The organism is Pseudochrobactrum sp. AO18b, from assembly GCF_000409565.1.
GTDB classification, from domain to species: domain Bacteria; phylum Pseudomonadota; class Alphaproteobacteria; order Rhizobiales; family Rhizobiaceae; genus Pseudochrobactrum; species Pseudochrobactrum saccharolyticum.
In genome coordinates this window covers 1-1,185 of record NZ_ANNO01000376.1, presented here as the reverse complement: position 1 = coordinate 1,185, position 1,185 = coordinate 1, and the positions used below count along the sequence as shown (strand labels likewise).

General features: G+C 54.4%; 1 protein-coding gene. It reads left to right on the top strand.

Translation table 11 applies throughout. The features are described from left to right. Positions 1-1,165 (top strand): NADH-quinone oxidoreductase subunit NuoF (gene nuoF / locus A918_RS0114385; RefSeq protein ID WP_022711739.1); only part of this gene is annotated, 1,165 nt, incomplete at its 5' end. Positions 1,166-1,185 lie beyond the last annotated feature (20 nt).

Sequence of the window (1,185 nt, the reverse complement as noted above, 5' to 3'; positions counted from 1 at the left end):
GGCGTCCGGCCTTCGCGGTCGTGGCGGCGCGGGCTTCCCGACCGGCATGAAATGGTCCTTCATGCCGAAGGAAAGCGACGGTCGTCCGCATTACCTCGTCGTCAATGCCGACGAATCGGAGCCGGGCACCTGTAAAGACCGTGATATCATGCGCCATGATCCGCATACGCTGATCGAAGGCTGCGTGATTGCCGGTTGCGCAATGGGCGCACATACAGCTTACATCTATATCCGCGGTGAATTCATGCGTGAGCGTGAAGCCCTGCAGGCAGCAATTGATGAATGCTACGCAGCCGGTCTGCTTGGCAAAAACAACAAGTGCGGCTGGGATATGGACGTGTTCGTTTCCCACGGTGCGGGCGCTTATATCTGCGGTGAAGAAACTGCTCTTTTGGAAAGCCTTGAAGGCAAAAAAGGCCAGCCACGCCTTAAACCTCCGTTCCCAGCGAATATGGGTCTTTATGGCTGCCCGACCACTGTGAACAACGTGGAATCCATTGCTGTTGCTCCGACAATCTTACGTCGCGGCGGTGCATGGTTCTCTTCTATCGGCCGTCCGAACAATGTCGGTACCAAGCTGTTCCAGATTTCCGGTCATGTGAACACACCATGCACTGTTGAAGAAGCACTTGGTATTCCGTTCCGCGAACTGATTGAAAAACATGCCGGCGGTATCCGCGGCGGTTGGGACAATCTGCTGGCAGTTATTCCGGGTGGTGCATCCTGTCCTGTGGTTACCGCAGAAAATATGATGGACGCCATCATGGATTTCGACGGTATGCGCGATGTTAAGTCGTCTTTCGGTACCGGCGGTCTTATCGTTATGGATAAGTCAACCGACATTATCAAAGCGATTGCCCGTCTGTCGGCCTTCTTCAAGCACGAAAGCTGCGGTCAGTGCACGCCTTGCCGTGAAGGTACAGGCTGGATGTGGCGCGTTATGGAGCGCATGGTTACCGGTAACGCGCAGAAGCGCGAAATCGACATGCTGTTCGACGTGACCAAGCAGATTGAAGGTCATACGATTTGTGCGCTTGGTGATGCGGCTGCATGGCCAATTCAGGGTCTGATCCGCAATTTCCGTCCGGAAATTGAAAAGCGTATTGATGATTATACCCGCAATGCTGTTCAGAGCCGTAATATCCGGCTCGAGGCTGCGGAATAAGCTTCAGGGCAGGCCGGTTG